This is a genomic window from Alishewanella longhuensis, assembly GCF_014653435.1.
Classification (GTDB): Bacteria; Pseudomonadota; Gammaproteobacteria; order Enterobacterales; family Alteromonadaceae; genus Alishewanella; species Alishewanella longhuensis.
The window spans coordinates 37574-45239 of record NZ_BNAO01000007.1 but is presented as its reverse complement, the minus strand read 5'-3'; the positions used below and the strand labels follow the sequence as shown (position 1 = coordinate 45239).

6 protein-coding genes are annotated in these 7666 nt (G+C 47.5%); 1 reads left to right on the top strand and 5 read right to left on the bottom strand.

Annotation, left to right across the window (positions count from 1 at the left end):
* The coding region (locus IE163_RS13280) for a Lon protease family protein (RefSeq protein ID WP_229833569.1) at window positions 1-1788 on the top strand (1788 nt) is incomplete at its 5' end.
* A gap of 45 nt (window positions 1789-1833) precedes the next feature.
* Here the strand turns inward: IE163_RS13280 and IE163_RS13275 are convergent.
* The 5 genes from IE163_RS13275 to IE163_RS13255 form a co-directional block, all read right to left on the bottom strand.
* Window positions 1834-3486 carry a S8 family serine peptidase gene (locus IE163_RS13275; RefSeq protein WP_189433469.1) on the bottom strand — a complete coding sequence of 551 codons (1653 nt, stop codon included), beginning with the start codon at window positions 3484-3486 and terminating at the stop codon, window positions 1834-1836.
* 177 nt (window positions 3487-3663) lie between these two features.
* Window positions 3664-5205, bottom strand: coding sequence for an apolipoprotein N-acyltransferase (gene lnt, locus IE163_RS13270; RefSeq protein WP_189433468.1), 1542 nt, complete (start codon window positions 5203-5205; stop codon window positions 3664-3666).
* Window positions 5206-5258: 53 nt separating this feature from the next.
* A complete protein-coding gene (locus IE163_RS13265; RefSeq protein ID WP_189433467.1) occupies window positions 5259-6128 on the bottom strand; it encodes a CorC family transporter in 870 nt (289 codons plus the stop codon).
* 33 nt (window positions 6129-6161) lie between these two features.
* The gene (ybeY, locus tag IE163_RS13260) at window positions 6162-6623 is read right to left on the bottom strand and encodes an rRNA maturation RNase YbeY (RefSeq protein ID WP_189433466.1); all 462 of its coding nucleotides are present in this window, start codon (window positions 6621-6623) and stop codon (window positions 6162-6164) included.
* Complete coding sequence (locus tag IE163_RS13255; protein ID WP_189433465.1) at window positions 6620-7660, bottom strand: PhoH family protein; 1041 nt, start codon at window positions 7658-7660, stop codon at window positions 6620-6622. The genes ybeY and IE163_RS13255 overlap by 4 nt, the downstream gene beginning before the upstream one ends.
* Window positions 7661-7666: the final 6 nt, after the last annotated feature.

The window sequence follows — 7666 nt, the reverse complement described above, 5'->3', positions numbered from 1 at the left end:
GAGCAGCGTCAGTATTTTTATGGCCTGGTGTCTGAGCTGGAAACCATTTTAAATGAACAGTTGCTAGAGCTACCGCAGTGGAAGCGTGAGCTGTCGGAGAATTTACGTACCCTGCGCAAAGAGACCATCGAACAAGCTATTAAACCGATGCTAAAGCAACTGGAGCATCATTATAGTGCTGAGCTGGGCGTACTGAAATATCTACGTGATATGCGCTCACACCTGGTGCAGGCAGTGCTGGAGTTATTGCCAGATGAATCTGATGGTGAAAAAACCGAAGAGCCAGCCAGCCGCGATTTTTTTATTGAAGAGTTTGTGCCAAATGTCCTGGTTCACTATGAAACCATGTCAGGTGCGCCTATTATTTTTGAAGCAAATCCGAGCTACGGTAACTTGTTTGGCCGGGTGGAATATAATTCTGCCAGTGGTTCTTTGTTTACCAACTATCGAATGATTCGTCCGGGCGCTTTACATAAAGCTAATGGTGGTTATCTGATCCTGGATGCCGATCGCCTATTGTCGCAGCCCGCGGTATGGGACGCGTTGAAACTGGCGTTAAAAGCCGGTGAGGTGGTGATTGATACGCTAAGCGAACATGCGGTGACTAACTCTACCATTATTACCCCTAAGGCTATTCCGCTTAATGTGAAGGTAGTATTGCTTGGCTCGCGCGATCTGTATTATTTGGTACAGGATTTTGATGATGAGTTTAACGAGTTGTTCCGGGTGCTGGCCGATTTTGAAAACTACCTGCCTTTTAATAACCAAACCGTAAATGACATGACGCTGCAGATCCAGCTACAAATGCGGGAAATGCACTTTGAGCAATTATCCGAGTGTGGCTTGAAACAACTATTATTGTTTAGTTTTCGGCAAGCCGAGCACCAACGCAAACTATCAGCACGTTTCGCCGATGTGCTAGAGCTGGTGCGCGAAGCCTGCTATTTTGCGCGGCAACAACAAGCAGAAGAGTTGACTGCGGCCCACGTGAAACAAGCCTTAGCCGGTAAACAGTATCGCACTGGCCGCATTAGTGAAGGCTTTTTAGAAGATATTCAGGAAGGGCAGATCCTGATTGATACCGATGGTTTGGCCGTTGGCAAAATAAACGGTTTAACCGTATTGGAAATTGGTGATACCGCCTTTGGCACACCCGCGCGGATCAGTGCTACTGTTTTTGCGGGCTCCAGCGGTGTAGTGGATATTGAGCGTGAAGTGGAGCTTGGTAAAGCGATTCATTCTAAAGGTGTCTTGCTACTTACCGGTTATCTCGGTGCTAAATATGCCCGCGAATTCCCGCTAACACTAAGTGCCAATATTGCGATGGAGCAATCTTATGGCCATATTGATGGTGACAGTGCTTCCTTAGCGGAAGTGTGTGCCTTAATTTCGGCGATTACTGATATTCCCATTAAACAAAGCCTGGCGGTTACTGGCTCGATCAACCAACATGGCCAGGTTCAGGCGATTGGTGGCGTAAACGAGAAAATAGAAGGCTACTTTAGGCTCTGCCAATCCCGTGGCTTAACCGGCGAACAAGGTGTAGTGATCCCGGCCAGTAATCAGCTTAATTTGGTGTTACAGGATGATGTTGTGGCAGCAGTCGCGGCCGGGCAATTTCATATTTATATTGTGCGTAACGTGGATGAAGCACTGGAGCTGTTGCTAGGTGAAAATGCCGGTGAGCGTAATAGTCGTGGCCAATATCCGAAAAAATCGATTAATGGTAAGGCCCTAGCTCGTCTTGCAGAAATTGCCGAACTGGTAAATGGTGGTGCAGAAGAGTAATCTCAGAAAAAAGCCGCAATTAAGCGGCTTTTTTATTGGCTTAACTTAACTACACTTTTTACCTTTACAGGTGCCGCCGCCCGTGTCACCACCACCAGTGTCACCACCTGAACTGCCGCCCGCACAGCCATGCGTTGCCAGGTAATCATGAGCAGCTTTCGCTTTGACAATTCCTTTACCAAACTTCACTACATCGCCATTGGCTGGACGAACTGCCGTTGCTTTTAGCGCATTACGGATGTCGGTACCGGTACATTGTGGAAAGCTTGACCAAACTCTGGCTGCTAAGCCTGCTACGGCAGGAGTTGCCATTGAGGTGCCGCTCATATAACCGTAGTCAGACGGGCCAATATTGATACTTGCATAGCTGGCCGCCAGTAAAGCACTGCGATCTTCAAAAGCCGCGCCCACTGCTGGAATGGAGGTTTGATTGCTCGTGCCCAAAGTACCATAAAGGATACCAGGTTCATTGTTGATTAAAATGGCACCTATACCACCTGATAATTGACAGTTACGCACCTTATCATGAAACGAAATAGTACCCCGGTCGATTACACAGATTTTGCCAGCAGCTGCAGTGTTAGTGCTGGTTGCCAGCCCCATAAAGTAGGTATTACCTGAGCTATTACCTGAGTTTTCCATAGCTGAAGCGCTATAACCGTTATTGTTGGCGGTTAATGCTGCAAAAGAAGTCCCCCCAGCTGGATACGTTGATAATGTATCAACGCCACCCGCGGTAACTTCAACACATAGCCCTTCATCGGTTACCTGAGTTCTACGTGAACCCGTGGTACATGAAGGAAACTGAGAAAATGATGCAATTTGGTCATTAGCATCATTTGCGCCTACCATCATTACTGAGGTATAACCTGCTGGGAAAGAGCGAGTTGCTGTGCCGCTATTGCCAGCTGCAGCCAAAACAAGGCCGCCATTATTGGTGAAATTGATAAAAGCATTTTCTTCGGTACTATTCGCTCTACCACCACCAAGGCTCATATTAATGACTTTGGCGCCATTTTGCGCACAAAGATTAGCGGCATGTGCCAGATCTGATGAATAGCCCCAACCACTGTCATTAAAAACTTTGATAATGTGCATCGGAGTGCCTGGCGCCATGCCGATAACACCAATGCCGTTATCGGCAGCACCTATAGTACCAGCAACATGGGTACCATGCGGACCACCATCTCGGAACCAATCACCGGTGCCTGAATTGTTGCTACCGCTAATGCTGCCCCAATCAAAGTCGTTATTACCACCACCTGTTTCACCAACGTCCCGAGCAATACCTGAATCGATCACACACACTTTTGGAGAAGTGCCGATATTGAAGGGGGTTTGGTGAGCCTGTGATTGGAAAAAGGCATAAGGGGTTAATTGTTGTGAGGTTGGATCGCCAGCGGTGTCGTTAAACAGCGCCATCGGGTAACGCTTCACATCTTCTTCAATAAGTTTGATATGTGGGTTCTTTAGTAAACCTTTGATTTGAGATAAATCTTTACCATCAAATGTGGCAGCGATAAAACCATCAGAATCTACGTTAATCTTAGCTCCAAGCTGCACAGCCAAGGCTTTCACTAAGCCTTTTTTATCATTGTCGACCTGAATCACTACGCGGTCTGAGGCTGATGCCTGACCCGTTACACTAAAAGCAACCATCATTGCTAATGCTAATGGCTTAAGATAATTGTGTTGCATAAGATTTCCTTCAATCTTGCGGCCGCGGGCCTTATTATTTTGTCGCACTTATTGTGTGCTTTGTCGCAAAATTATTGCGCTTGATTTTTGTCACAGAATGCTGGCAAATGCAACAGGCAAAGCAGGTACAACAGAAAATAATTAGAAGGAAGAAGTCATCGGATAGCCGCGTTTATTTTACGCTCGGATCGCCCACGAGCGCCATAGAGCGATCAATATTAAGAAAATGCTTAAGCAAAACAGTGGCATGTTGCCAAGTTGGCTATAGGGGGTAGTACCTGAGGTTAAAGGCAGTTGATCGCTGAGTACCGCTTCGGTAAACTGTGCGGCCCGCTGTCGGATCTGGCCTGTGGCATCTATAGTGGCTGTAATACCATTATTGGTTGCCCGAATAACCGGGCGGCCGAACTCCAGCGCACGCATTTGTGCTATTTGGAGGTGTTGGTGCGGCCCTATACTGTCACCAAACCAGGCATCATTACTGACGGTAAGCAGCACCTGAGTATCTGCTGTCATATTGGCGCGAATTTGCGCTGGAAAGGCAATTTCAAAGCAAATCGCTGGCAAAAGATGGTAGCCGTTAGCCTGCAAATTAGGTTGCACATAGCTACCGCGACTAAAAGAGCTCATGGGTAAGTCGAAAATAGGGGCCAGTTGGCGCAGTAAATTCTCAAAAGGAACAAACTCGCCAATAGGTAACAAGTGATGCTTACTAAAGCGGTTAGCATGGCCGTAAAAGTAATGCCCGCTGTTCGCTTCAGCTTGCTGTTTACCCAGCACCACCAGATTATTCCAGGCTTCACCGGTTTGCTGGCGATAATCGATAATGCCGGTAACAATAGCGGTATCACTGTATAACGCTGATTTATCCAGGTTCTCTAAAAAGTCCTGCGCCAGCGGTTCCAGCATGGGGACTGCGGCTTCCGGCCAGATCACCAATTGGTGTGTTGTTAAATGTGGCCGGGTGAGGTCCAGGTATTTCAGCATAGTGGGCCATTCTTGCTCCGGTGCCCAGCGTAAATCCTGTTTAATATTACCCTGCACCAGCAATACCGATAGTTGTTGTTCGCTCTGTTGCCAGCCTTTTAAAGGCGCCAGCAATGGGCTTAAAGCAATTAATAAAATTGCTATGCTCTCTAGCGAGAAGCGGGAAAGCTGGCTACTGGTTTTCCGCATTAGATTGCTGAATGAGGCAGCGGCAAATACCAACAGTAATGTAATCCCTATCTCACCGATAAGGGGGGCCCAATGACGCAGTGGTGAATCAACCTGACTGTAGCCCAATGATAACCAGGGAAAACCGGTCAACAGCACGCTGCGAAGCCACTCGGCTAACGCCCAACTGATGGTAAAAAGTATCGGGAAGGGTAACGCGGGCTGTAATTTTCGGCTTAGCCAGGCTGCTAACGCCGGGAACAGGGCTAAATAAGCCACCAATAACGCCATCAGCGCCAAACTACCTATTAAGGGTAAGCCCCCAAACTGGTCAATACTAACATGTACCCAACTAATGCCAACGCCAAACCAACCTAAGCCATAACTAAAACCAAATAACGCCGCTTGCTTAGGGCTTTGGCTATGTTGTAGGCAAAGGCTGAGTACCACGAGTGAGATAAGGGGCAGCCACCATAGCGTATAGGGTGCAAAAGCCAGGGTATTAGCCGCCCCAGCCAGGATTAATAACAGTGACAATAGTAATGACGACCATTGCGCACTCATCCGATTGCTAGCCCGGTTACTACCCCGGAGTCGAGATAACAGACGCAGTATAATTAACTTCCTTCTGGTTCTGCTTCACGGGCGCGGATAACCTGCAATTGCATCAGGCGCCGGCTATTCGCTTTACTCACTTTAAAGGTTAAATCGCCCAGGGCGATACTTTCACCGCGGGCTGGCATATGGCCAAAGGCATGCAGTACTATACCGCCAATGGTATCGGCATCTTCTTCGTCAAACTGGGTGCCGAAGGTTTCATTAAACTCATCCAGTGGTGTTAACGCACTCACCTGAAAAACGCGTGAGGCCATTTTTTTGATATCATGCTCTTCTGCATCGTCATGCTCATCTTCGATTTCGCCTACAATTTGTTCCAGAATATCTTCGATGGTGACCAGGCCTGAGACACCACCATATTCATCGACTACGATGGCCATATGATAGCGTTTTTGCCGAAATTCACGCAGTAGCGCATCTACTCGTTTACTTTCAGGAATAATGACCGCCGGGCGAACCAAATCAAGCCATTGCCAGTCATTATTGTTGGGATCTAAGGCGTATTGCAGTAAGTCTTTAACGATCAGAATACCTTCGATATGATCTTTATCTTCATTGACGACTGGATAGCGGCTATGGTTGTTTTCTAATAAAATTGGCAAGATTTCTGCCAATGGCTGCTCGATATCAATAGTCGCCATCTGCGAGCGGGGCACCATAATATCGCGGGCCCGTACTTTGGAAACATCCAATACGCCCTGCAGCATATCCTTGGTGTCAGAATCAATCAGCTGACGCATAGACGCTTCACTGATAATATCTTCTAAATCTGAAATATCTTGAGGTTCTGCGGTAAAAATGCTGGCGATGCGTTCTAACCAGCTGCGACTCGCAGAACCGCGACTAGAGTGGGGATTGTCGTCACTCATTCGTGAACTTTAACTCCGAAAATTAAAAGAAATCTATTCGTCATCCAACAAATAGGGATTAGCGATACCGAGCTGTTGCAGGATTTGAATTTCTTCTGCTTCCATTTCTGCGGCATCGTCATCATTTATATGGTCAAATCCCAATAAATGCAAGCACCCATGTATTACCATATGCGCCCAATGTGCTTCCGGGGCTTTACCTTGCTCGCTAGCTTCCTCAGCTACCACTGCGGCGCAAATCACTAAATCGCCCAGTAACGGCAATTCTATGCCCGGCGGGCACTGGAAGGGAAAGCTTAGCACATTGGTTGGTTTGTCTTTAGCGCGATATTGGCTGTTAAGTTGCTGGCTTTCTGCGCTATCAACAATACGAATGGTGACTTCCGCTTCAGCTTGAAAAGGCAAAACGGCGGCGTCTAGCCATTGCTGGAACTGCGCCGCTGAGGGCAAGGCGGCTGCGTCACTGGCTAGCTGTAGATCCAGGGTAATACTCATTTACGGCGCCACTCCCGCGGTTCAGCATCCGTTTTGGGGTTGGCTGCTTCAAAGGCTTCATAGGCCATCACAATACGCTGCACTATCGGATGACGTACCACGTCTTTGGCATTGAAAAAGTTAAAACTAATTTCAGAAACTTCTGATAACACATCTATAGCATGTTTTAACCCAGAGTATTGGCCACGAGGCAAATCGACTTGAGTCACATCCCCGGTAATCACCGCTTTGGCGCTAAAGCCAATACGGGTTAAGAACATTTTCATTTGCTCAATAGTGGTATTTTGGCTTTCATCCAAAATGATAAAGGCATCATTTAGCGTGCGGCCACGCATATAGGCCAAAGGCGCAATTTCGATAATGCCTCGTTCCAGGTATTTTTCAACTTTTTCAAAACCGAGCATTTCGAATAGGGCGTCATACAGCGGGCGTAGGTAAGGATCGACTTTTTGTGCTAAATCGCCTGGCAAAAAGCCAAGCTTTTCACCGGCTTCTACCGCCGGGCGGGTTAATACGATACGTTTTACCTGGCCACTTTCCAGTGCGTCGACGGCACAGGCAACCGCCAGATAGGTTTTACCGGTACCAGCTGGGCCAATGCCAAAACTGACATCATGATTTAGCACATTTGACACATAAACCGCCTGGTTAGGGTTGCGCGGTTTAATTAAGCCTTTCTTGGTTTTTAAGCTAAATTCTTTTTGATGTGTCGGTTGCTCCTGATACTGAATATCGAACTGTTCGCTAATCAGTAAATGTACTTGTTCAGGGGTAATCGCTACTGGCTGGTGTTGCGCGTTTTCAGTTTGTTGATATAGCTCGGTGACAATCTGGCTGGCCGCAGCTACATTGGGTTCTGGCCCTTCGATGCGCATCAGATTGGCGCGGTGACTAATGTCAACCAGCAACCGCCGCTCAATATGTTTTAGGTTATCATCGTAAGGGCCGCAAAGCAGGGTTAACCGCCGGTGGTCGGCTGGCTCCAGCTGCAATTCATTACTGTACGTTTTGCTAATACTTTGGCTGTCGCTGTTCAATAGTCG